The organism is Hyphomicrobium sp. (genome assembly GCF_051860585.1).
Taxonomy (GTDB): domain Bacteria; phylum Pseudomonadota; class Alphaproteobacteria; order Rhizobiales; family Hyphomicrobiaceae; genus Hyphomicrobium_C.
Genome location: NZ_JBHYDS010000002.1, coordinates 99,038 through 120,539, shown reverse-complemented (window position 1 = coordinate 120,539; position 21,502 = coordinate 99,038). Strand labels below are relative to the sequence as shown.

18 protein-coding genes are annotated in these 21,502 nt (G+C 65.8%); 7 read left to right on the top strand and 11 right to left on the bottom strand.

Features of this window, described 5'->3' with window-relative positions:
* Positions 1–13: 13 nt before the first annotated feature.
* The 3 genes from ACTIFK_RS03450 to ACTIFK_RS03440 all read left to right on the top strand — a co-directional run bounded on the left by ACTIFK_RS03450 (position 14) and on the right by ACTIFK_RS03440 (position 3,623).
* The gene (locus ACTIFK_RS03450; protein ID WP_439541652.1) at positions 14–1,531 is read left to right on the top strand and encodes an FMN-binding glutamate synthase family protein; all 1,518 of its coding nucleotides are present in this window, start codon (positions 14–16) and stop codon (positions 1,529–1,531) included.
* 204 nt (positions 1,532–1,735) lie between these two features.
* Positions 1,736–2,755: a tRNA dihydrouridine(20/20a) synthase DusA gene (gene dusA / locus ACTIFK_RS03445; RefSeq protein WP_439541651.1), complete on the top strand. Its 1,020-nt coding sequence runs from the start codon at positions 1,736–1,738 to the stop codon at positions 2,753–2,755.
* A gap of 10 nt (positions 2,756–2,765) precedes the next feature.
* A complete protein-coding gene (locus ACTIFK_RS03440; RefSeq protein WP_439541650.1) occupies positions 2,766–3,623 on the top strand; it encodes a sulfite exporter TauE/SafE family protein in 858 nt (285 codons plus the stop codon).
* Position 3,624: 1 nt separating this feature from the next.
* Here the strand turns inward: ACTIFK_RS03440 and ACTIFK_RS03435 are convergent, their stop codons facing one another.
* The 6 genes from ACTIFK_RS03435 to ACTIFK_RS03410 form a co-directional block, all read right to left on the bottom strand.
* Entirely contained in the window at positions 3,625–4,257 is a 633-nt protein-coding gene (locus tag ACTIFK_RS03435; protein WP_439541649.1) for a hypothetical protein, read from the bottom strand.
* Between the two features lie 203 nt (positions 4,258–4,460).
* The gene (locus ACTIFK_RS03430) at positions 4,461–5,960 is read right to left on the bottom strand and encodes a phosphomannomutase/phosphoglucomutase (RefSeq protein ID WP_439541648.1); all 1,500 of its coding nucleotides are present in this window, start codon (positions 5,958–5,960) and stop codon (positions 4,461–4,463) included.
* A 281-nt stretch (positions 5,961–6,241) separates the two neighbouring features.
* Complete coding sequence (locus ACTIFK_RS03425) at positions 6,242–6,820, bottom strand: retropepsin-like aspartic protease family protein (protein WP_439541647.1); 579 nt, start codon at positions 6,818–6,820, stop codon at positions 6,242–6,244.
* A gap of 92 nt (positions 6,821–6,912) precedes the next feature.
* On the bottom strand, positions 6,913–7,620 hold the full coding sequence (locus ACTIFK_RS03420) for a retropepsin-like aspartic protease family protein (RefSeq protein ID WP_439541646.1): 708 nt from the start codon (positions 7,618–7,620) through the stop codon (positions 6,913–6,915).
* A 2-nt stretch (positions 7,621–7,622) separates the two neighbouring features.
* A complete protein-coding gene (locus ACTIFK_RS03415; protein WP_439542066.1) occupies positions 7,623–7,796 on the bottom strand; it encodes a DUF1289 domain-containing protein in 174 nt (57 codons plus the stop codon).
* Positions 7,797–7,962: 166 nt separating this feature from the next.
* The gene (locus ACTIFK_RS03410; protein ID WP_439541645.1) at positions 7,963–9,597 is read right to left on the bottom strand and encodes a sensor histidine kinase; all 1,635 of its coding nucleotides are present in this window, start codon (positions 9,595–9,597) and stop codon (positions 7,963–7,965) included.
* A 248-nt stretch (positions 9,598–9,845) separates the two neighbouring features.
* Between ACTIFK_RS03410 and ACTIFK_RS03405 the strand changes: the two genes are divergently transcribed.
* The 3 genes from ACTIFK_RS03405 (at position 9,846) to ACTIFK_RS03395 (ending at position 11,830) form a co-directional block, all read left to right on the top strand.
* On the top strand, positions 9,846–10,589 hold the full coding sequence (locus ACTIFK_RS03405; RefSeq protein ID WP_439541644.1) for an MBL fold metallo-hydrolase: 744 nt from the start codon (positions 9,846–9,848) through the stop codon (positions 10,587–10,589).
* Positions 10,590–10,617: 28 nt separating this feature from the next.
* Entirely contained in the window at positions 10,618–11,229 is a 612-nt protein-coding gene (locus tag ACTIFK_RS03400) for a uracil-DNA glycosylase family protein (protein ID WP_439541643.1), read from the top strand.
* A 106-nt stretch (positions 11,230–11,335) separates the two neighbouring features.
* A complete protein-coding gene (locus ACTIFK_RS03395) occupies positions 11,336–11,830 on the top strand; it encodes an Lrp/AsnC family transcriptional regulator (protein WP_439541642.1) in 495 nt (164 codons plus the stop codon).
* Positions 11,831–11,848: 18 nt separating this feature from the next.
* On the opposite strand, the gene ACTIFK_RS03390 is transcribed toward ACTIFK_RS03395, so the two are convergent.
* Positions 11,849–12,244 (bottom strand): MAPEG family protein, encoded by a 396-nt coding sequence (locus ACTIFK_RS03390; RefSeq protein ID WP_439541641.1) that lies wholly within the window; start codon positions 12,242–12,244, stop codon positions 11,849–11,851.
* A 95-nt stretch (positions 12,245–12,339) separates the two neighbouring features.
* On the bottom strand, positions 12,340–13,278 hold the full coding sequence (locus tag ACTIFK_RS03385) for an NAD(P)-dependent oxidoreductase (protein WP_439542065.1): 939 nt from the start codon (positions 13,276–13,278) through the stop codon (positions 12,340–12,342).
* Positions 13,279–13,340: 62 nt separating this feature from the next.
* Here ACTIFK_RS03385 and ACTIFK_RS03380 point away from each other — a divergent pair, with 62 nt between their 5' ends.
* Positions 13,341–14,597 (top strand): threonine ammonia-lyase, encoded by a 1,257-nt coding sequence (locus ACTIFK_RS03380; RefSeq protein WP_439541640.1) that lies wholly within the window; start codon positions 13,341–13,343, stop codon positions 14,595–14,597.
* A 783-nt stretch (positions 14,598–15,380) separates the two neighbouring features.
* Here ACTIFK_RS03380 and ACTIFK_RS03375 read toward each other — a convergent pair.
* Genes ACTIFK_RS03375 through ACTIFK_RS03365 form a run of 3 tightly spaced genes read right to left on the bottom strand, consistent with a single transcriptional unit; the run spans position 15,381 to position 21,497 of the window.
* The gene (locus ACTIFK_RS03375) at positions 15,381–17,501 is read right to left on the bottom strand and encodes a hypothetical protein (RefSeq protein WP_439541639.1); all 2,121 of its coding nucleotides are present in this window, start codon (positions 17,499–17,501) and stop codon (positions 15,381–15,383) included.
* 46 nt (positions 17,502–17,547) lie between these two features.
* Entirely contained in the window at positions 17,548–20,493 is a 2,946-nt protein-coding gene (locus ACTIFK_RS03370; RefSeq protein ID WP_439541638.1) for a DUF4159 domain-containing protein, read from the bottom strand.
* On the bottom strand, positions 20,490–21,497 hold the full coding sequence (locus ACTIFK_RS03365; protein WP_439541637.1) for a DUF58 domain-containing protein: 1,008 nt from the start codon (positions 21,495–21,497) through the stop codon (positions 20,490–20,492). Before ACTIFK_RS03365 ends, ACTIFK_RS03370 begins: the two co-directional genes overlap by 4 nt.
* Positions 21,498–21,502 lie beyond the last annotated feature (5 nt).

Below are 21,502 nucleotides of genomic sequence, written 5' to 3'. Positions count from 1 at the left end.
CGGGAGGCAGCGCATGAATCCTTTCAGCATGCTCACGTCGGAAGTCCTCGGATATCTGTCCTCGTTGTTTGTTTTCGTCGTCGGCCTCTTCGCCCTTCTGATCGTCGTTCTGTTTTTGCGCGACATCACCCAGACCAAGGATGCGATCCGGCGCAATTACCCTGTCATCGGCCGCTTTCGTTACTTGTTCACCACGCTCGGTGAGTTCTTCCGGCAATACTTTTTCGCTCAGGACCGCGAGGAGCTGCCGTTCAATCGTGCAGAACGCGATTGGGTGAACCTGTCCGCGTCCGGCGGAGACAACACGGTCGCGTTCGGCTCAACGAGAAGCCTGACGCCCGTCGGTACGGTTATTTTCATCAACTGCCCGTTCCCCACTCTCGACGAGGATGCCGTCGAGACACCTTCGATCTTGGTCGGCCCCGCGACGCGTCACCCTTATGAGTTCAACTCGATCATCAACGTGTCCGCGATGAGTTTCGGCGCGCTTTCGAAGCCGGCTGTCAGAGCGTTGTCGTTCGGGGCGAAGTCGGCGGGATGCTGGTTGAATACGGGAGAGGGCGGTCTTGCTCCCTACCACCTGGAAGGCGGCGCCGACATCGTGTTTCAGATCGGAACCGCGAAGTATGGCGTGCGCACGAGCGATGGCATGCTCGATGACGCAAAGCTCGCTGAGGTCGCAGGTCTGGCGCAGGTTCGCATGTTCGAGCTCAAGTTGAGCCAGGGCGCCAAACCCGGCAAGGGGGGCATCCTGCCGGCGGTCAAGGTCACTCCGGAAATTGCAAAGATCCGCGGCATCGCGGCTTATCGGGATTCCATATCTCCCAATCGCCATCCGGAGATCGGCAACGTCACGGAGTTGCTTGACCGCATTGGCTACATCCGGGCCATCGCGCAGAAGCCGGTCGGGTTCAAATCGGTTATTGGGGCGTATGGCTGGCTGGAAACGATGTTCGAGGAGATCCACCGTCGCGGCATCGAGAGCGCGCCGGATTTCATCACCATCGATTCCGGTGACGGAGGCACAGGCGCTGCGCCCATGCCGCTCATGGATAATGTCGGACTGACTATCCGCGAGTCGCTCCCGATGGTCGTCGATTTGCTTTGCGCTTATGGGCTGCGTGACCGCATCAAGGTTTTCTGCTCCGGCAAGTTGATCACGCCGGCAGAAGTCGGTTGGGCCTATTGCGCCGGCGCAGACAGCGTGAATTCCGCTCGCGGCTTTATGTTCGCGCTCGGTTGCATCCAATCCCTCAAATGCAACAAAAACACCTGCCCGACCGGTATCACTACTCATGATCTGCGGTTGCAACGCGGCCTGAATCCGATGGACAAGGCGGTGCGGGTCAAGAATTTCGTCGACAAGATGACCAAGGATCTCAACACCATCGCTCATTCCTGCGGGGTCGGGCATCCGCGCGCCTTGAAGCGGTTTCATTGCAGGATCGTTCAGTCGAACGGGCGTTCGGTTCCGTTGGACGAACTCTATCCGCCAATCCGCTCGACACGGTCCATAAGGCCGGCCATTTAGCGCGCTTCACCGGCCGATCCACCTTGTGCGCCCTCGTCGGAATTGCGGATTTGCATTCGCGGCGGGCGCTACGTCTTAATGAAATGGGCGCTCCTGCGCGCTCATGACCGGCGATACCGGATTGAAGTATCGCGCGAAGTCGGGCACTTCTCTGCCTCTCCAATCCTGAATTGGGGACAGCCCCTCGGAGAAATTGCGAGCACTGTGAACCACCTAACTCACAAATTCTGCATCGCGCCCATGATGGATTGGACGGATCGGCATTGCCGGTTCTTCCACCGCCAGATGTCGCGCCATGCGCGCCTCTATACCGAGATGGTGACGGCGGACGCCGTGATCCACGGCGAGCGCGCGCGGCTGCTGGGGTTCGGCGCGGACGAGCGGCCGCTGGCGCTTCAGCTCGGCGGGTCCGATGCCGCCAAGCTTGCGGATGCGGCCGCCATCGGCGAGGCGCTCGGCTACGACGAAATCAATCTCAACGTCGGCTGTCCGTCGTCGCGCGTGAAGGAGGGCCGGTTTGGCGCCTGCCTGATGGCGGAGCCGGATCTCGTGGCGCGGTGCGTTGCCGGCATGGCGGCACGGGTCGCCATTCCCGTCACCGTAAAATGCCGGATCGGGATCGATGATCAAGACAGCGAAGCGGATTTCACGCGCTTCATCGAAACGGTGTCGGCAGCGGGGATCACGACCTTCATCGTGCACGCGCGCAAGGCGTGGTTGAACGGTCTCTCGCCGAAGGAAAACCGCGAGGTGCCGCCGCTCGACTATGCGCGCGTCTACCGGTTGAAGGCTGCGCGCCCGGATCTTACCATCGTGATCAACGGCGGCATCGAAACGCTCGAGGCGAGTGCCGAGCATCTCAAGCACGTGGACGGCGTCATGCTGGGGCGCGCTGCGTATCAGACGCCGTATCTCCTCGCAGGAGTCGATGCGGCGTTCTTCGGCTCGGATGCGTCTGTGCTGTCGCGAGGCGAGGTGCTGGAACGCCTGCTGCCCTATGTTGCGCGCCATCTCGAGGCCGGGGGACGGCTCAATTCCATCACGCGCCATGTGCTCGGGATTTATCATGGGCAGCCGAGAGCGCGTCAGTTCCGGCGCTACCTGTCCGAGAATGGTGTCGGAGGGGGGCCGGGCCTCGACGTGCTGATCGAAGCGATCGCGATTGCGGAAGGCCGCAAGGGCGAACGCGCGGGCGCCGCCGAGGCCGCGCAGGCGGCGGAGTAGGTCCGCTCCGATGGTCCTTGATCTCGTGGTCTTCGATCTCACGGTCTTCGATCTCACCGACGGCGCGCTTTTCTGGCTCGTGATCGCGCTGCTCGCGGGCGGCCTCGCCACGGGGTTTCTCGCGGGTCTGCTCGGGATCGGCGGCGGCGGCATTCTCGTGCCGATCCTCTATGAGGTTTTCACGTTTCTCCACGTGCCGGACGACATCCGCATGCACATGGTGCTCGGCACGTCGTTCGCCGTCATCGTGCCGACGGCGATTTCGTCGTTTCGGGCCCATCTCGCGAAGGGATCGGTGGACACGGCGGTGGTGCGGCGGCTGGCGCCGTTCGTGGTCGCGGGCGTGCTGGCGGGCGTCGCGCTTGTGTCGAGCGTCAGCGGCGGCGCTCTCAAGTGGGTGTGGATCGTGTGCGGCAGCCTGCTCGCCGTGAAGATGGCGCTGGGGCGCGAGGATTGGCGCATCGCTGATGCCGTGCCCAACAACGCGCTGATCCGGTTTGCGGCGTTCGCGATCGGCCTCGTCTCGACGCTGATGAGCATTGGCGGCGGCATGTTCCTCGTCACGCTGTTTACGCTGTGCGGATGGCCGATCCTGCGCGCCGTCGCAACGTCGAGCGGGTTCGGGCCGCTGATCGCGGTGCCGGGGCTGATCGGCTACATCTGGGCCGGGTGGGGAAATCCTGAGCTGCCGCCGGTGAGCCTCGGCTTCGTCAGCTTGATCGGCGCGGCGATCATCATTCCGGCGAGCGTGTTTGCGGCGCCATTCGGTGTGCGCGTGGCGCACGGCATTTCGCGGCGCGCGCTCGAACTCGCCTTCGCGGCGTTTCTGGCGCTGGTCGCGACGCGGCTGTTCATCTCGACGCTGTGATCTACGTCAGCTTCTCGTAAGTCAGGTCGAGCGCCGCGGCCGTGCCGGACGACGTGCCGGGATAGCCCTGGGCGCGCCAGAACGCGAAGCCGCCCATGAGGCCGCCGGCCGTGGTTGCGATGGCCATGATCATCGATTTTTCATCAGGGCTGGTGGTGGCGATGCCGACGCCGAGACCCGCGCCAAGCAGGAAACCGATTGCGAGATCCGCCCAGCCGCGCGGAACCGACAGCAGGCGGGCGACATCGGACAGCACTACCGTCGGAATGTACAGGATGAGCGCGAGAGTCGGCAGAACCGGGACGGCGAGGACGATGAGCATCGGCCCGGCCTCGAAGACGCGGTTGTCCACGCCTGTCAGCATGAAGAGCACGGCGATGAAGGCCGTCGTGCCAGCGAGGCAAGCCTTGAGGTAGGCTTTGCCGCGCGATGCGGACGTGCTCACCTGCTCGCCGACGGACTTGGCGGTCTGGCCGAGCGCATCGTGCGTTCGCTGCTCCGGCCTGGCGGAGACCGTGGGCTGACGCTGCGGAGCCGGGCGTTCGGAGGCCTTGGCGGATGCCTTGGCCGGCGCCGTGACGGAGCGCCTGCCGAAGCCCTGCGTCTGAGATTTCGTCTGTTTCCCCAACGTCATCGCACGCGCTCCCTGCCGAAGCCGCGATCATGGCCAAGGAGATGCGTGCGTTCGTTTAACGGGTGCAACGGGCAGACGCGATTTCAGCGCGGCCGGTGGATGGAATCTTAAATCGGCGTCTAAAATTTTCTCAATTCCAGCGGCCGAACCCGTCTGAGTTGAACCCGTCTCAGTCGATGGGTGGGAAGAGAGTTGGAGCCGGCTCAGATTTTCTGATTGTATTCGCCGACCTCCGGGAATTTGGCGAGGCGGGCTTCGATATCGCGGAACATGGCGATCTTGTTTTCTTCCGAGACCGGGCTTTCGACGACGATCACCAGCTCAGGCTTGTTCGACGAGGCGCGGACGAGGCCCCACGTGCCATCCGCGAGCGTGACGCGCACGCCATTGACCGTGACGAGGTCGCGGATCGTCTGGCCCGCAATCGTGCCGCCGTTCTTGGCGATGCCCTCGTAGTCGGCGACGACCTTGTCGACGACGCCGTATTTCTTCTCGTCGTCGCAATGCGGCGACATGGTGGGCGACTGGTAGGTCTTCGGCAGCGCGCGACGCAGGTCGGCGATGGTTTTTCCTTCGGCGCGTTCGAGCATGTCGCAGACCGCCAGCGCCGCCACGAGGCCGTCGTCGTAACCGCGTCCGAGCGGCGGCTGGAAGAAGAAGTGCCCGCTCTTTTCGAAACCCGCGAGCGCCTTCTGCTCGAAGGTATAGCGCTTCATGTACGAGTGGCCGGTCTTCCAGTAGAGCGCCTTCGCGCCCGACGCCTGCAGAACAGGGTCGGTCATGAACAGGCCGGTCGACTTGACGTCGGCGACGAAGACCGGGTTCTTGAATTGGGTCGCGAGGTCGCGGGCGAGCATGACGCCGACCGTATCGGCGAAGATCTCGTGGCCCTCGTTGTCGACCACACCGCAGCGGTCGCCGTCGCCATCGAAGCCGAGCCCGACATCGGCGCCGTGCTTCACCACCGCGTCGGCGATGGCGTGCAGCATCTTCATGTCTTCGGGGTTGGGATTGTAGCGCGGGAAGCTGTGATCCAGATCCGCATCGAGCGGCACGACCTCGAGGCCGACGGCTTCGAGCACCTGCGGGGCGAAGGCGCCCGCCGTTCCATTGCCGCACGCGGCGACCACCTTCATCTTGCGCTTGAAGCGCGGGCGCTTGGCGAGGTCCTGCATGTAGCGTTCGGCGAGATCGGGCACAAAGATATAGCGGCCGGCTGTGCCCGTTTTGAAGTCGCCCGAGAGCACGATCTCCTTCAATCGGCCCATCTCGTCGGGGCCAAAGGTGAGGGGACGCGAAAGGCCCATCTTGATGCCGGTCCAGCCGTTATCGTTGTGGGACGCCGTCACCATGGCGACGCCTTCGACTTCGAGCTCGAACTGGGCGAAGTAGGCCATCGGCGAGAGAGCGAGGCCGATGTCGTGCACTTCGAAGCCGCCGGCGAGAAGGCCGTTGATGAGCGCCTGCTTCACTGAGCCCGAATACCAGCGATAGTCGTGGCCGACGACGATGCGCTTTTTCACGCCGCGTTCGTCGAACAGGACCGCGAGCCCGAGGCCGATTGCGTTGAGCCCCATCAGGTTGATCTCTTGCGGGAACAGCCAGCGCGCGTCGTACTCGCGGAAGCCGGTCGGCTTTACCAGCGGCAGGCGTTCGAAATCGGCGGAGTTGGGGACGAGATCGGCGCGGGGTTTGGGAAACATTCAGGGGCCTTTTAAATGTGCGGAATCCGGTGGCGTGGGCGGGAAGACGTGCGAGGGCGCCACGTGCGGCTCATGAGGCGGGAATACGGCAAAATCCAGTGCGGCGCGCAGTCAATTCGGTGCTTCGCACAGTGATGTCCGTCTGCGTCGCTTATTATGCACGATCATGACGTCCGCCCAAAGACACCCCGCCCAAGACGCCCCGGGCGGCCGAGCTACAACGTATCGGGCGTGAAAATGTTCAGAGGCCGCGTCGTTCGGTTGGCGTCACGCGATCAAGGTTACTCGATCAAGGTCAGGCGGCCCTGGTTGATGTCCACCCGTTCCAGGCGGGACAGGAAGCTCATGCCCAAGAGGGTCTTTTCGAGCTTGCCGCGCTCGCAGACCGCTGCACGGACGTTGCGGACCTGGACGTGGCCGATGCTGACGCGGTCAAGCATGACGGGGGCGACGGCGGCCGTGCCGTTGGCGGTGCTGACGCGGCCGGTGAAATCGGACGGCTTGAGGTTGAGGCCGGCGCGCTCGGCGTCCTCGTAGGTCAATGCAACCATCGAGGCGCCGGTGTCGACCATCACGTCGAGGAGGCGGCCGTTAACCTCGGCGCGGGCGTAGTAGTGGCCGTCCTGCTGGGCGCGCAGTTCCTCGCGGCCGCTGTGTGAGACGGGGGTGCTGGTGCTTTCGACGAGGGCGTTCGCGGATTGAGGTTCGGACGTGGCGGGCAGATCCGCGATGCCGAGGGCTTCGTTGAGGCCGCCGCGCAGCGTGTCGTAGTGGACGACACCGACGATGAGGATGGCGGCGGCGGCCCCCCAGCTTGCAAGCTCGCCGAACAACGACCGCGTACCGGACGAAAGGGCCATGAACGCAACGCTCCACGCTGGGTCCGCCTTCGGGCGGCCCTGTAAGACCAGTTCTGGCGGGCTTTTGACTGTCGGAAGGCGCGCCGAAGGCGTCAGCCGCGCAACGTCAGGAAGTCGCCGGAAAACTCATAGGAGCGCAAACGCTTTAAGAAACTCATACCGAGCAGGTTCTCGCTGAGGGCGCCCGGTTTGGCCACAAGGGCCTCGACGTCGCGGACCTCGAGGGGGCCGACCGAGACGGATTTGAGGCGCACGGGCGCGGCGAACGTGGTGCCGTTGGCGGTCGAGACGGGGGTGGTGAAGGAGAGGGAGGCTGTGTCGATCCCGGCGCGCTCGGCGTCGGTGGGGGTCAGGACGACGGTCGAGGCTCCCGTGTCGACCAGCATCGATATGCTGGCGCCGTTGGCCGCGGCGCGGGCGACGAAATGGCCGTTGTCCTGGCGGCGGAGGCGGACGGCCTGCTCGCCAGTCGGCGTCGTTTCGATCAGGATCGAATGCCCGGGCGGCAGAACTTCGCCGGCGACGCGGGTGACGACGGTCTTCAGGTCCTCGCGATAGGTGTAGGCGACGACGAGGGCCAGGGCGATGCCGATCCAGACGACGGCGTGGCGCACCGCGTCGCGGGCGCGACCCTGGTAGTCGCCGCTCAAGGTGGCGAGGTAGAGCCCGCCCAAGGCCAGGACGCCGACGATGTAGCCCGCATGCTCGCTCGCGACGGCGGACAGTTCACCCGGATCTCCGCTGAGGGTCCAGAAGAGCACGACCAGTCCGACGAGGATGGCGAGGAGGATGGCGAGCATTGCTACCGTGTTGTGCGGGTTGGCGGGCCGCGCGTTTTCAATTCCTGCATGATCGCGCGCCGTTCACTGTCGCTGTAGGAGGACCACCGGGCGATCTCATGGCGAGATCGGCGGCACCCTTCGCACAGGCCGTCAGAAAGGCTGATGACGCAAATGGCGATGCAGGGCGATTCCATCTTCTTCTCGGTGTCGTGGGTCATGGTCAGGAGCAGACGGCAATCTAGGAGGTCCGGGCGGCTCCCTCAACGCGCCGGTCCGCGGCAAAACAGGCTCAGGCTCTGCGTGGAGGCGCCACTAGGCCACCCGCGGGACCCAAGCACTATGCCACGCGCGGGGGCCGCATTATGCGACGCGCGGGGGCCGCGACGGCGGCGGTGGCGCGCCCGCTCCGCCGTGCGGCGCGGTCATGCGGAGGCGCGGCTGACGCGTCGGCGGCGGGGTCGCCTGCCGATGGCGCTCGGCGCCCAAAGGCTGCAGCGGGGAGACGCTGGCCAGTACGCGCTTCGGCGGCAGCGTGACGCGCACTTCGGTGCCTTTGCGCAGTTCGGAGGCGAGATCGAATGCGCCGCCGTGCAGCTCGATCAGGCTTTTGACGATTGGCAGGCCGAGGCCGGTGCCGCCTTCAGCCGCCTCATGGGCCAGCGAGCCCTGGCCGAACGCCTGCATAACGCGCGGGATCTCGTCCTCGGGAATGCCTGGCCCCGTATCGCGCACGGCGAGGAACTGCCCGCCATCGGCGGTCGGCGCGACGGTGATGACGACGCTGCCGCCTTTCGGCGTGAACTTGATCGCGTTCGACAGCAGGTTGAGGCAGATCTGGCGCATGGCGCGCACGTCGATCCAGACCTGCGGAAGATCGGCCGCGATCGCCAGCGTGACGGTGAGCCCTTTGGCGTTGGAACGCAGCATCAGGAGGCGCTGGCAATCCTGGGCGATGTCGCCCAAGTGCGCGCGCTCCTCGACAAGGTCGTAACGGCCGGCCTCGATGCGGGAGAGATCCAGGATCTCGTTGATGAGCTGGAGGAGGTGGCGGCCGCTGTCGAAGACGTCCTTGGCGTACTCGCGATAGACGGGCGTCGTGTGCGGACCGAACATCTCGTCCTTCATCACTTCCGAGAAGCCGAGAATGGCGTTCAACGGCGTGCGAAGCTCGTGGCTCATGGTGGCGAGGAAACGCGATTTCGCCTTGCTGCCGGCCTCGGCGCGGCGGCGTGCTTCTTCGCTGACGAGCCGCTCCTCATCGAGTTCGGCGATCAGGATGTCCTTTTGGGCGCGGAAGGCCAGCATCTGCAGAGTGGTTTGCTGGAGGCCCTTGGCGAGAAACACGAAGTAGATGTGCACACCCACGGCCATCGTCGCGAGCGCGTAATAGAAGGGCTCCTGCAGCATGATGAGGCGCGCCGATACGGCCAACGTCATCGGGATGGTGCCGACGTAGAGCAGGCTCATCATCGGCGACGTGAACGTCATGCGCACGGCGAGCAGGACGATCAGCGAGGCGAAGATGAAAACGTGCGACGAGAAGACTGCCGTTTCGAACGTAGCCGATGTCTCGCCGATGCCGACAAGCGCAAAGCCCGCCCAGACGATGCCGCAGAACAGCTCGGCGAGAATGAACATGCGCCGCCAGCGGCGGAGGTCGCTGTCGGGGCGCGCGTGGGCGACGTAACGGCGGCACAGCTCCAGCAGCGCGACTTTCGACACGATGACGAGGATCAGCCAGAGGCAGCCCTCGGCCCAAGGCGCCCAAAACATCGAGGCGAGCGAAAAAATTGCGGCCAAGGCCCAGATCGTGACGGCGGCGCTCAACTCGTTGCGCGCAAACAGGCCCATCAGCTCGTATTCGAACTCGGGCTTGATCTCGGTTCCCCGCGTCAGGCGATCGCGCGCGGCTTTCACGTCCTCATCGGCGCGCTTGCGCGCGGCGTGACGGCTCCGGAGTTCGGCAAGTATCTGAGAACGCGTTTCTTTATCCATGCTCCCGCCGTGCGGGCCACACCAGCCGACCTCCATCATCCGCGCACGGCAACTGAAAACTTGTCGCGAGCGGTTCGGGAGTGTTAGGCGTGGGCCTGCCCGCCGCTACTGTCCCTCAGAATTCGCTAACGTTGCGTTTACCGCGATGCCCGGGCAACCGCGGCGTCTGTTCCCTTGGGAACAGGCGCGGGGACGGACTAGGCTGCATGGTGGACGATTAACTGGCAGTGGCGCGTCCGGGAGCGGGCATGAAACTTTCGATCATCGGCTCGAGCGATGCGTTCGGTTCTGGCGGACGCCTCCAAACCTGCTTTCATGTCGCTCATGCATCCGGCGCGTTTCTGATCGATTGCGGGGCGACGGCGCTCATCGGGCTAGAGCGGCAAGGCCTTGATCCGAATTCTATTTCGACGATTTTCGTCAGCCATTTGCATGGCGACCACTTCTCCGGCCTGATCTGGTGGATGATCCACGCGGTGCACGTGGCGAAGCGGGAAGCGCCCCTCACCGTTGTCGGGCCGGCTGGCATCGAGGAGCGGTATGTCACCGCGACCGAGGCGCTGTTCCCGGGCACGTCCGCGTGCAACCGGCCGTTTCCCCTCGTGTTTCGCACCTACGAAGATTATGTGCCGCTTTCGGAGGGCGGCGTGACGGTCAAGCCGTTCGTCGTTAGTCATCCGTCCGGCGCGACCTCGTATGGGCTGCGGTTCGACGTGGACGGCAAAACCTTGGCGTTCTCGGGCGATACGGAGTGGGTCGAGAACCTCGTGCCGCTTTCGCAGGGAACCGACCTCTTCATCTGCGAATGCTTTGCGTTCGAGCGCGAGGCGCGCTTCCACCTCAATTGGCGGACCATTAAAGCCAACCTGCCGCGGCTTGAGGCGAAGCACATCCTGCTGACCCACCTCGGGCCGGAAGCGCTCGCCAACCAGAACGCGATGCGGCATGAGCGCGTTTCCATTGCACACGACGGCCTCGAGTTCGATATCTGAGGGATCGACGTCGCAATCGAGGCGAGACGTGACACGCGCGCTTTCCAAGCTGGTGGGCGACATTCGCCGCTGCCGTTTGTGCATCGAAAATCCCATCGGGCCGCCGTTGGCGCATGATCCGCGACCGGTGCTGCGCGTGAGCGCGACGGCGCGGTTGGCCATCGTCGGCCAGGCGCCGGGCACGAGGGTGCACGCGTCGGGCGTTCCGTTTAGCGATGCGTCCGGGCTGCGGCTGCGCGCCTGGATGGGGGTCAGCGAACAGGAATTCTACGACGAGGCGCGGATCGCGGTGCTGCCGATGGGCTTCTGCTTCCCTGGGCAGGACCGCGCCGGAGGCGACCTGCCCCCGCGCCGGGAATGCGCGCCGCACTGGCGACCCCGGCTGTTCTCACTGCTGCCGCAACTCGAACTGGTGTTGCTCGTTGGTCTTTATGCGCAGAAGTGGCACCTCGGCCGCGAGGCGGGACCGCTCGCGGAGACGGTGCGGAATTACGAGCGTGTGCTGGCCCGCCCGGGGTCGCCGCGCTTCTTTCCGCTGCCGCATCCGTCCTGGCGAAACAACGCCTGGCTGACCCGCAACAGCTGGTTCGACGCCGAACTGGTGCCGACTCTGCAGCGGGAGGTGCGGGGACTGCTCTAGAAGGGTTAAAAATTGCGCGCAACAAATCGCTTGACCGCGGCACGCGAAAAAATGATCTTGCATCGGCGCAAAAGGTAGAAAATTCATCCACTCCGGCCGGTCGTACATGCTCGACGAAATGGACGTCAAGATTCTCGCCATCCTGCAGCAGGATTGCACGCGCCCCGTCGCCGAGATCGGCAAGGAAGTGGGGCTTTCGACGACGCCGTGCTGGCGGCGGATCCAGAAACTCGAGGAGCTGGGTGTCATTCAACGTCGCGTCGCGGTACTCGACCCGGTGAAGGTGAACGCCGGCGTCACCGTCTTCATCTCGATCAAGACGGACAAGCACAGCCTGGCGTGGCTCGAACGGTTCCATGGCGCGGTGGCGGAATTTCCGGAGGTCGTGGAATTCTACCGCATGTCGGGCGATGTCGATTATCTGCTGCGCGTCGCCGTGCCGGACATCGCGGCCTACGACGTGTTCTACAAAAAGCTGATCTCGCAGGTGGAGATCGCGAAAGTGTCGTCCGCCTTCGCGATGGAAGAGATCAAGCATACGACGGCGCTGCCGCTGACGTTCGCGCGCCCGCCGTCCGACAAGCGCAAAAGCGGGACGTAACGCGCGCGCCAGGCCGCCTCAGACGATCAGGTCCAGGCCGGCGAGGGCGAAGCAGAGCGTCGCCAGGAGCGCGATGGTGGCGAGCGTCATCCACATGCCGAGAACGCGGAGCCGGAAGTTGTGCGGGTTCTGAGACAATCCGTACGCATGAACGGCGCGACCGGTCACGAGCCCCAAGCCAAGCACATGCAGCGCGAGCGCGGGAGCCTTGAGGCTTTCGGCGCACAAGAGCAGAACGAGCGCCATCGGGACGTACTCGGTGAAGTTGGCGTGGACGCGGGCGCGGCGCATCAACTCGCGGCTTTCGCCGTGGCCGATCTCGACCCGGGCTTCGCGTCGCTGGGAGATGACGCGCGCCGACAGCAGCAGGAAGAGGAAGGCCAGCAGCGACGCATAGAGGGCCGTGATGGGCATGGTGTTGACCTATCCGTTCGGCGTCGTCGTGCCTGCGAGGGCGCCGGTTATTGGTGACGGCGATTTGAGAAGAATTCGTGACTGCGCGGCGGTTCTCAAGCCTTGTTCGACGGCAGGCGCGCGATGAGGCTCGACGTATCCCAACGGCCGCCGCCGCCGCCTTGCACTTCGCCGTAGTAGCCATCGACGAGGGTGGCGACGTCCAGCTTCGAGCCGTTGCGCTGGGCCTCGGCCAGACAGATGCCGAGATCCTTGCGCATCCAGTCGACAGCGAAACCGAAGTCGAAGCGCCGCTCGTGCATGGTCTGCCAGCGGTTCTCCATCTGCCAGGATTGCGCGGCTCCCTTCGAAATGGTGTCGATCACGGCCGCCACATCGAGGCCTGCGTTCTCGGCAAAGGCGATGGCTTCCGACAGACCCTGCAGCAGGCCGGCGATGGCGATCTGGTTGACCATCTTGGTGAGCTGTCCCGATCCGGCCGGTCCCATGAGGCGCACGGCGCGGGCAAAGCAGCGGATCGCCGGTTCCGCCGTGGCATAGGCGTCGCTGTCGCCGCCGCACATGACGGTGAGCTTGCCGCTCTCCGCGCCGGCCTGGCCGCCGGAGACGGGAGCATCGATGAAGGCGAGCCCGCGCGCTTGAGCTGCGGCATGAAGTTCGCGCGCAGCATCCGCCGAGGCCGTCGTATGATCAATGAGGATCGCGCCGGGCTTCATGGCGGCGAATGCGCCATCGGGTCCGACTGTGACCTGGCGCAAATCGTCGTCGTTGCCGACGCACGTAAACACGAGGTCGGCGTCGTGCGCGGCTTCGGCGGGCGTGGCGTGGCGCGTGGCGCTAGGATTGGCCGCAACCCATGCCTCGGCCTTGGCGGCGTTCCTGTTATAGACAGCCAGCGTATGGCCCGCCGCTCGCAGATGCCCCGCCATGGGGTATCCCATGACGCCCAAGCCGATCCATGCCACTTTGGCCATGCGTCTGAGCCTATTGCTAAAGTTGCGATCCGGTGTATCGAGGCGGCGCCACTGCTGTATTGAAGGCAGCGCCTCTGCTCCCGCAGTCAATGCCCCGCGGACAACATCAAGGCAAGGATCCAATGGCCGACACGACCGACGACGTTCTCCCGACCGTGACGCCCGACGACATCGCACGGGCGGCGCGCATCATCGAGGGGCATGTCGTCAAAACGCCTTGCGACCGGAGCTTCTCGCTCAGCCACGAACTTGGAGCGGAGATCTGGCTCAAGTTCGAGAACTTGCAGTTCACGGCGTCCTACAAGGAGCGCGGCGCGCTGGTGCGCCTGTCGGCGCTGACCGACGACGAGCGGCGGCGCGGTGTGATCGCGATGTCGGCCGGCAATCATGCGCAGGGCGTTTCCTATCATGCCGGCCGTCTCGGCATTCCGGCGACGATCGTGATGCCGAAGGGTACGCCCGCGGTCAAAGCGGAGAATACGAAGCGCTGGGGCGCGCGCGTGATCCTGGAAGGCGCGACGCTGGAAGATTCGGCGCGCTTTGCCCGCGCCTATGGCGAGGAGCACGGGCTGGTGTTCGTGCATCCCTACAACGATGCGCTGGTCGTGTCCGGGCAGGGCACGGTCGGCGTGGAAATGCTCGAAGCGGTGCCGGAGCTCGACGTGATCCTCGTGCCGGTGGGCGGCGGCGGTTTGATCGCGGGCATCGCAGTCGCGGCCAAGGCGATCAAGCCCAGCATCGAAATCATCGGCGTCGAGGCCGCGCTTTATCCGTCGATGTACAACGTGATCAAGGGCACGCAGCTTCCGGCGCGCGGGGACACGCTGGCGGAGGGCATCGCGGTGGTGCATCCCGGCGCCATTCCGGCGCGGCTCGTGCAAAAGTACGTCGACGACATCGTGCTCGTCAGCGAAACCGATCTCGAACGGGCCACGTTTGCGCTGCTCATCATCGAGAAGACGGTTGTCGAGGGCGCGGGCGCTGCGGGTCTCGCGGCGCTGATGGCCGACCGCAAGCGCTGGGCCGGCCGCAAGGTCGGCCTCGTTCTCACCGGCGGCAACATCGATCCGAGGCTGCTCGCGAGCGTGCTCACGCGCGAACTCGCGCGCGAGGGGCGGCTCTCGAGGCTCACGATCGACATTCCGGACCGGCCGGGCGAGTTGTCGCGCGTGTCAGGCGTGCTCGGCGACGTGGGCGCAAATATCGTCGAGGTCTATCATCAGCGGGTGTTCACCGATCTGCCCGCGCGCGGCACCGAACTCAATCTCGTCATCGAGACGCGGGATCGCTCGCATCTCGAAGCGGTGCTGGCGCAGCTCGAAGCGGTCGGTTACCGGGTGATCGTGAAGAGCACCGGCGCGCCGCCCGCGCTGGGTTAGCTCATTTGCCGATCAAACAGATCCGCAGTTTTTTGCCCTCCTCCGTCCATGCGAAGCATGGCTTCGCCATGACGGGGAGGGTCGCGCGAAAGCGCGGGGTGGGGCGAAGCCGAAGAACACGCGTAAGTTTTTCTATCTCCCCCCGCTCTGAACCCCTCCCCGCGTCCATGCGGGGCATGGCTTCGCCATGACGGTGAGGGGCAGGTTCTGGACTCGGCGCAAGCGGCTGCCCCTCACCCCGACCCTCTCCCCATTCGCGAGAGAAGGGCGAATGGGGAGAGGGGGAGATCAGCGGCCTTCGCCGGCATGACGGATTTATTCGGGTCAACGGACTGCCTAAACTCTGCGTCACCCCGACGTAGGTCGGGGCCTACGCAAGGTTCAGCGGGCGTGACGTTCGGCAGGCAGGTCTAGGCCCGGCGCAAGCGGCTGCCCCTCACCCCGACCCTCTCCCCATTCGCAAGAGAAGGGCGAATGGGGAGAGGGGGAGATCAGTGGCGTGCCTAAACTCAACGTCACCCCGACGTAGGTCGGGGCCTAAGCAAGGTTCAGCGGGCGAGACGTTGCGGCGTCTGGCACCAAGCATGTTAGCGGCCTGCTCTTGGCAAGCTTGCGTGGGTACCGGCTGTCGATGCGGAGCATGGCTTCGCCATGACGCCGGCATGACGGAAATATTAGGACAACGGACTGCGTAAACTCTCCGTCACCCCGACGCAGGTCGGGGCCCACGCAAGCTTCCTCGGGTGAGCGGCTGAAGGAAGGCAAAACGGGGAGAGGGTGAGATCAGCGGCCTTCGCGCCACCATGCCATCGCCATGAGCGCGAGCAGCACCGCGAGGGCGAAGCCTCCGGTGAACATCGGCGTCAGCTTGACGCCCTTGGTGACGAATGCCTCGCGGTCGCGCAGTCCCATCCAGCCGGAGCCGGCAAGCACGCGTGCTCCCGACATGAGGCTCACGCGCGGCACGGTGACGGCGTCGCCCGCGGACGCGCGGTCGGTGCGGGTCCAGAACACGCCGCCGCCCGTCTGCTCGGTCAGGGGTTTCAGCTTCGCCTCGGTCGCGACGACTTCGCTCATCTCGCGGGGATCCTCGACGCCTGCATGCGCGACGGCGGTCAGCGGTCCCGAGGTGCCCACCGTTTCGACCTTGTAGAGACCGGGGATTTTCACATCGAGCGTCGTCTTCCAGACGCCCGGCCGGTCGCGTTCGAGGGTCACTTCGGAGCGCTCGCCGCCCGGCGCCGACATCGTGACCGGGGCGACCTTGTCCTCGAGCGTGCGGCGCTCGATCGTGAGCTTGAGGCCGCGAGCGGACGCGATCAGGCGTTCCTCCTCGAGATCCGGCTCCTTCATCAGCCAGTGCGAGAGACGGCGCAGCAGATCGGTATGCGGTCCGCCGCCTTCGTAGCCGCGCGCCCAGAGCCAGGCGTGATCGGAGGTGAGGAGCGCGACGCGGCCCTTGCCCTTGCGGTCGAGTATGAGCAACGGCTGATCTTTGGCGCCTTCCATGATGACGCGGCCGCGATCGGGGCGAACTTCGGCCTGCCGGAACCAGTGGCCCCAGGTTGCTTCGCGGTTCGGCTGAAGGGCGTTGGCGCCTGCGAGGCCTTGCGTCACGGGATGGCGGAAGCCTTCCTCGGTGATCTTGGCGCGGAACGGTTCCTCGAGCACGCGACCGGTAGGTGCCGCCGGCAGGATCGGCGACAGCGGCGTGCGGTAGAGGCTCGTCATGCCGGCGTAGTCATCGCCTGCCGCGACGAGGACCGCACCGCCGTAGCTTTCGACGTAGCGCGCGATGTTGTCGTAGTAGATCAGCTGCAGGATGCCGCGATGCTCATAGCGATCGAAGATGATGAGATCGAAATCCTTGATCTTGTCCGAGAACAGTTCCTTGGTCGGGAAGGCGATCAGCGAGAGCTGGTTGATCGGCGTGCCGTCCTGTTTCTCGGGCGGACGCAGAATGGTGAAGTGGACGAGGTCGACGGCGGCGTCGGATTTCAAGAGATTGCGCCAGGTGCGCTCGCCGGCGTGCGGTTCACCGGAGACGAGCAGCACGCGCAGGTTCTCGCGGACGCCTTCGGCGACGAGCACGACGCGGTTGTTGGCGGGTGTCAGTTCTCCCGGCGCGGTTTCCAGCTCGATTTCGACGATGTTGTTGCCCGCGTGCGGGAACGGCATCTCGATGGTGACGGGCTGATCGACTGAGGCGGTGCGGACTTCGTCGGGGCGTCCTTCGCGGCGCACCTTCAACGTGGCGGGGCTGCCGGCGCTCATCGATTTGCCGCTCTCGCGGACGGCGATCTTGATGTCGCGCGATTGTCCGACGATGCCGTAGCGCGGGGCTTCCAGCGTTTCGATGCGGCGGTCGAACTCGTCCGGCGTGCCGGTCAGCAGCGTGTGGATGGGCGCATCGAACCCGAGGGCGGCGGTCGATTTCGGAACGTCGTGGACTTGCCCGTCGGTGACGAGGATGACGCCAGCGATGCGATCGGGTGGCGTGCTGGTGAGGGCTTGCGTAAGCGCGGCGAAGAGCTGTGTGCCCTGGCCGATGGCGGTGTCCTGCTTGGCGGCCGTGACCCACTTCACCTCGAGGTTCTTGATCCCCGCCAGGCGTTTCTCAAGATCCTTGCGGATGGCCGCCTTCTGCTCGGGACGCTTGTCGAGGCCTTGGCTGGTGCTTTCATCCATGACGACGAGGGCGACGTTGGCGAGGCTTTCGCGCTCCTCTTCGCGCAGGGTCGGGTTCAACAGGGCGGCGATGAGGGCGGCGAGGGCGAGGCCACGCCACAGCGCGCCGCGGCTCTTGCGGAAGATCAGAACGGCGACGAGCGCCAGCGCTGCAAGCCCGGCTGCCCAGATCAGGGGCACGGGCACCAGCGGCGCAATATCGATCGACCAGTTCATGGCTTACTCCGCCACGCGGGGCACCGCGCGGCCGTTTGCAGTTGTCTCATTGTCCGAGGCGCTCGAGCAGCGCGGGGACGTGCACCTGATCGGCTTTGTAGTTGCCGGTCAGCGCATGCATGACGATGTTGATGCCCGTGCGCAGCGCCATCTCGCGCTGGCTTTCGCCGCCGGGCACGACGGGGTAGAGCGGCCGGCCGTTTGCGTCGAGCGCCCAGGCGGACGCGAAGTCGTTGGATGTGATCATGATCGACGTGACGCCATCGGCGCGCCGGGCCTTGCGCCCATCGCCGTCGGCAGCCGCGCCAGCGCCCGCTTCGACCCAAAGCTGGCCGCCTTCCCAGCGGCCTGGGAACGACCGCAGCAGATAGAACGATTTCGTCAGCACGTGATCTTCGGGCACGGGTTCGAGGCGCGGCACGTCGAGGGAGCCGAGCACGCGCTTCAACGCCATGCCGTTGCGCCCTTCGAAGCCCGAGCCCGTCGGCAGGCCGGTGCCATAGTCGCGGGTGTCGAAGATGATCATGCCGCCTTGCTTCATGTAGGCGTCGATCTTGGCCAGCGTGGGCTGCGGCAGCGGGCGGGCGCTGTCGAGGATGGGCCAGTAGAGAACCGGAAAGAATGCGATCTCGTCTTTGACGATGTCGACGGCCAGCGGTTCGCCGGGCTCGACGGCGGTGCGGACGGCCAGGATGCGCGACAGGCCGGACAGGCCCGCCTTGCTTGTCGCGTCCGCGCCAGGATCGCCGGTCAGCACGTAGCCGAGCGTCACGTTCTCCGTCGCGCGCTGGGCGACGGCGGCGCTCGGCGGCGCGCCAGGAGCGTCCGGGGTGGAAGATGCATCGGGCGCGGACGTCGCCGCATCCGGTGCGGGTGGCGGTGTCTGGGCGCGGGCCTGCTCGCCGAACATGGCCGACGCGGACAGGGAGAGGGCCAGGAGCGCGGCGGCGGCCGGCGTGCGCGGCTTGATCCAGCGCAGCGCGGCACCCATCACGCCGAGGAGCGCCAGCACGGCGAGGATGTCGGCGAACACGAGCGCAAGCGCGCTCGACAGCAGGGCGGGTGCAAGCGGCGTGGATGGGAGGCTGTCGTACAGCATACGGGTGGCCCCTGCGGGACGCGGCGGAAGCGGCGAGAGGGTTGCCTTGGCCGCCAGGACGTTCAGCGCGCGCGGCGCTCCCTGAGCCCCATAGTAACCCGGCGGGTGCGTAAGGCCAGCCTCGGCTGATGTGATCTTCGCGGCGGGAATGGCTTCGGCCGTCGGCGGGGGTGAGCGCAGCACACCGTAGCCGTCCAGCGTCTGGACAGGAGCGAAGGCTTCGACGGTGCCGTTCTGGGGCTGTTCGGGGGCTGCCGTGTCCGCTTCGGTGCCTTCCGCTGCGCCAACCGGCGCCAAGCTCCCCAGCGAGGTCACGCGGCGGAGCATCTCGACGAACAGGCCCGAAATCGGAAGGTTGGACCAGTCCGAATTCGCGGTGACGTGGAAGAGCACGATCTGTCCGGCGCCGATGGTCGAGGCCGTGACCAGCGGCGTGCCATCGGCGAGCCGGGCCCAGACCTTGATGGCGGGCGTGAGCTGCGCGGGATCGGCGAGAACTTGACGATTGACGGTCACGTCTTTCGGTACGGGGATGCCGGCGAACACGCTCGCGTCGTCGAAGGCGGCGAGCGGCTGCGGGTTCGACCACGACAGCGCGCCGCCAAGCGTGCGGCCGCCCATGCGAAGCGCGACGGGAAGCAAGTCGTCGCCGCCGCTTTCGAGGCGCGGGCCGGCAAAGCGGACGAGGACGCCGCCGCGTTCGACCCAGGCGCGGACGCGATCCTTCACTTCGCCGGAGAGCGTGCCGATGTCGGCCAGCATCAGGACGCTCGCCTTGTCTTTCAACACCGCCTCGACGCCCTTGGCGAGGTTGTGGTCTTTCGGCCGGATGATTTCCGCGTAAGGCTGGACGGCCTTTTCCAGGTAATAGAGCGGGGCCAACAGGGGTTGCGACTGCTCCTGGCTTTCGCCTGAGATCATGCCGACGCGCTGCCATTGCGAGCGGCCGTCGAGCAGGCTGACGGCGCCCGAGGACCGCTCGGACGCGATTTCGAGGCGCGTCACCTGATTGCGCAATTCCAGCGGCAGTCCAAACGTCACCTCGGACGCGCCGGCTCCGGCGGCAAGCGAGAAGGGTGCTTCGCCCAGGCGCTGGCCGCGGGCGGAGAAGGCGTCGATGCGGCCCTCGCGCGCCGGTCCGCCCGTGCGCACCACGCTGGCGATGAGCTTGCCGTCTGCGCCGACGCCGGCCGTCAGGCCCAACGGTTCGTGGCCGCCGGTGTCCTCGACGATGGAGAAGCCGCCATCGCCGGCCAACGCGACGAGGCCGTCGGCAAAGCTCGCCGCGTCGCCGCGATGGTCGATGCCGTCGGCGAGCCAGAGAATGTTTGGAGATGCAATCTTGAGCGCGGCCAGTTGGTCCTTCAACGTCGCGAGTGTGCCCTTGCGGTCCGGAGCGTAAGGGCGTGGCTCCATTCCGGCGAGGGTTGCGCGCGCGTCGGCGGGAGCCTCGAGCTTGATGGTCCGTACTTTCGTTGCCGGTGCGGTCTCGGCGATGACGACGGCGCGGTTCTGGCGATGCGCGTCGGACAGGATTTCCTCGGCGAGGGCCGTGCGCCGTTCCCATCCGGAGGCGGCGGCCCAGCCGTTGTCGATCACGAGGACGACGGGACCGGCGCCGGTGAGGGCGCGATCGCGAACGGGATTGAGCACCGGCTCGGCGAGCGCGAGGATGACGAGGGCGGCGGCGAGCAGGCGGATCAGGAGCAGCCACCATGGCGTCTTGGCGGGCGTCTTCTCTTCGTTTTCGAGGCCGACGAGAATGCGGGTCGCCGGGAACGCGACCTGCTTCGGGCGCGGGGGAACCGTCTTCAGCAGCCAATAGATCAGCGGCAGCGTTCCAAGCGCGGCCAACAGCCAGGGATTGAGAAACGCCAACGCGCCGAAGCTCATGATTTTACTCCGGGGCGGCGCGGCGGCTCATCGGAGGCCGGTTCTTTCGAAGCCGCAGGCGTCTGCCAGCGGTAATGGCCTTCCCGGCCTTCGAGCCGCATGATCAGCGTCAGCAAGGGCTCCGTCGCCGGGCGATCGGTGTGATGGACGAGGAACGACCAGCCGAGACGCACGGCGAGTGCCTGCAACTCTTCGCGGTGGGCCTTGAGACGCGCCTGGTAGCGGCCGCGCAGGCTTTCGGCGCGGTCGGCAATCCAGCTCTCGCCGCCTTCGAGGCCGAGGAATTCGGTGCGGCCCTCGTAGGGGAGCGTTTCCTCGGCGGGGTCGAGGATCTGGACGAGATGACCGTTGGCGCCGCGTGCGGCCAGCATCTCGACGTGCTCGCGGATGCTCTCGACGGGATCGAGAAAGTCGCTGAACAGGATCACGCTCGAAAAGCGGCTGATACGTTCTTTCGAGGGTTGTCCGGAGGCCAGTTGCGCGGTCGCGCTGTGGGCGGCGATGGCTTCGGCGAGGCGCGTGGACGCGCGCCGGCTCGATGTCGGTTGCGTCACGCCGAGCAGGCCGACGCGCTCGCCGCCGCGGACCAGAAGCTCGGCCGAGGCCAGCATCAGGATCAGCGCGCGGTCACGCTTTGTGAGCTGAGACAGGTGGCTCTTGAAATTCATCGACGGCGAAAGATCAGGCCACAGCCACAGCGTATGGGCGGCCTCCCACTCGCGCTCGCGCACGTAGAGATGGTCGGAGCTTGCCGAGCGGCGCCAATCGATGAGTTGGGCGGCGTCCTGCGATTCATAGGTGCGGAACTGCCAGAACGTTTCGCCCGGTCCTGCGCGGCGGCGGCCGTGGATGCCGTGCGCGACCGTCTGGGCGATGCGATCGGCTTCCAGCAACAGATCGGGCAGGCGCTCGGCGACGCTGTGCGCGTCGCGTTCGAGCGTGAAGATGCGCCCGTCGCCGGTGTCATCAGAACTTCCCGGGCGCGCCCCGCGGGGTGCTGCCATCCCCG